The organism is Streptomyces hainanensis, from assembly GCF_004348415.1.
Classification (GTDB): domain Bacteria; phylum Actinomycetota; class Actinomycetes; order Streptomycetales; family Streptomycetaceae; genus Streptomyces; species Streptomyces hainanensis.
The window spans coordinates 1-1749 of the sequence record NZ_SMKI01000785.1; the positions used below are offsets into that span (position 1 = coordinate 1).

A 1749-nucleotide genomic window follows, 5' to 3' on the forward strand; every position below is an offset into this window, starting at 1 on the left:
GAGTGGGGCGGTGGCGTTGGGGGCTGGGTTGGTGAGCGGGCCGTCGGTGGTGTCGGGTGCACGGGCGGCTGACGGTGTGCCGCGGCCGTCGGACCCGGGGTGGGCGTGGCGCGAGCTCGAGGCGGGGAACCGGCGGTGGCGGACGTTCCACGAGAGCCATCCGGACCGGGCCGAGAGCGTGCGCAGGGCGCTGGTGGGCGGGCAGCATCCGTTCGCTGTAGTCCTGGGGTGCGTGGACTCGCGGGTGCCGCCGGAGTTGGTCTTCGATCAGGGTCTTGGTGATCTGCTCACCGTGCGGTCGGCGGGCGAGGTCCTGGACGAGGCGGTCTTGGACAGCATCGCCTACGGGGTGCTGGAGCTCGATGTCCCGCTGATCGTCGTCCTGGGGCACCAAGGGTGCGCGGCGGTCGCCGCGGCCGTGCGGGCTGATGCGGAGGGTACGCGGCTGCCGGCGCACATCGGGTACCTGACCATCGGCTCCGGGGGGATGCTCGGGCGGACGCGGCGGTCACCGAGAATGTGCGCCGGGTGCGGACCCATCTCGCGGCCGAGCCAGACCTGGCCGACAGGATCACTGCTGGACGGCTGGCCGTGGTGGGCGCCCGGTACGAGCTGACCAACCAGCGGGTGGCTCGGGTGCGCTGACCTCGCAGGGGCCGGTTGCCGTTGCGGATCAGCGACCCCATGGCAACTAGACTTGCAGAGTTCTGCAATTCGCGAAGTTGAGAAAGTGAGCGGGGAGGCGGTGTGTCCGCATTCGCGGAAGCGGCGCGCGAACGTATCCGGGCGGCACGGGCTCGGGTGGCGGCCGCCCAGGAGGCCGGCGATGTTGTCGGGGAGGCTGGGGCGGCCGACGAGTTGGAGGAGGCGTTGCGCACGGCCCGCGAGCACGGTGTGGACCCGAGCGACGCGGGGTGATGCGGCTGTCAGCGCGGCGGGCGAGCGAGGCCCGGGGAGTGCCCGACCGTGCCGGGGTGGGCGCGGCGGCCGGCCGCCGGAGCGGAGGGCGTGCTCCTACTGGGGGGCGGCGCGTAGTCCGGCCAGCAGCTCGGCTTGACCTTGGAGGACCCCGGTGAGGATGCCGCGGGCGACGCGCAGGAGTTCGGCCAGGTCGCCGCTGGCGAGCCGGTAGTGGACGGTGGCCCCCTCGCGGCGGGTGATCACCAGGTTCGCCTTGCGCAGGACGGCGAGTTGCTGGGAGAGGGCCGCCGGCTCGACGCCGACCTCCGGGATGAGCTCGGCGACCGCGTGCTCACGGATGCTCAGCAGCTCCAGGACCCGGATGCGGACCGGGTGGCCGAGCGTTTTGAAGAACTCGGCCTTCAGCTGGTAGAGCGGAGGGTCATGCGGGGCGTTGCCGCCGCGGCCCGTGGTCGCTTGGTCTCCGTTGGTTCTGGGCACCTTGATCCACCCACCGTTTCCTCTTCGAGGGGCCCGGTCCTGATACCGGCCCTGTTCCGAACTCACGTCGACCTCCACGATTGCAGATTCCTGCAAGTCGTGAACAACCGCGGGCCTGGAGTCGGGCCGAGCACCTCGCGTGGGCGGGGTGGAGCGGGATGGAGGCGGCGACCGGTCGGGATCGTCGCCGCGTCCTTCTCGGCATCACAGGGGCAGGGTGATCCAGATGGCCTTGCCGAGCCCGTCCGCGTCCGGGCGGATGATCACCGTGCCGCCGAGGTCTGCCACGGTTTCAGCGACCAGCGCCAGCCCGCTGCCCGGAGCGGTGGCCAGGGCCCGGTAGGGGGC

General features: G+C 72.2%; 2 protein-coding genes and 1 pseudogene. 2 read left to right on the forward strand and 1 reads right to left on the reverse strand.

The features are described from left to right. Positions 1 to 645, forward strand: a pseudogene (locus E1283_RS35905) (carbonic anhydrase); the annotation flags it as partial. A gap of 102 nt (positions 646 to 747) precedes the next feature. Then, the gene (locus E1283_RS37825) at positions 748 to 918 is read left to right on the forward strand and encodes a hypothetical protein (RefSeq protein WP_165956368.1); all 171 of its coding nucleotides are present in this window, start codon (positions 748 to 750) and stop codon (positions 916 to 918) included. Between the two features lie 96 nt (positions 919 to 1014). Here the strand turns inward: E1283_RS37825 and E1283_RS35910 are convergent, their stop codons facing one another. Next, on the reverse strand, positions 1015 to 1326 hold the full coding sequence (locus E1283_RS35910) for an ArsR/SmtB family transcription factor (RefSeq protein WP_243745342.1): 312 nt from the start codon (positions 1324 to 1326) through the stop codon (positions 1015 to 1017). Between the last annotated feature and the right edge of the window lie 423 nt (positions 1327 to 1749).